Source organism: Neisseria sp. P0001.S005 (assembly GCF_051963715.1).
The window spans coordinates 1-338 of sequence record NZ_JBQCTZ010000846.1; the positions used below are offsets into that span (position 1 = coordinate 1).

Sequence of the window (338 nt, forward strand, 5' to 3'; positions counted from 1 at the left end):
GATTTAAACTAAAGATACAAGGCCGTCTGAACAACAGACGGCCTTTCATATATTGAATAAATAGTAATAAGAATTGATTTCATTATATTTTAAGTTTAAGATAGCTTGGTTAATTGCTTTTCTATGGTTGTTGCCATGCGCTACCACTTTCCTATTGCCGTTGATATTTATGATTTTTTGTATACCGGCCGATTTGACTATCTGGAAATCGGACAATCGGCAGAGTCCATTTTGCAGATGTTTCCTGCGCCTGATTGCGTCCCTAAAGGCTTGTTGGTGCAAAAAGGCTGGAATATTTGGCTTTATGGCGATATCGAACTGCATTTCTCCGACAATCG

At 38.5% G+C, this 338-nt stretch carries 1 pseudogene; it reads left to right on the top strand.

From position 1 onward, the window contains the following. Nucleotides 1-135: 135 nt before the first annotated feature. A pseudogene (locus ACTHSP_RS23165) lies at nucleotides 136-338 on the top strand (hypothetical protein); the annotation flags it as partial.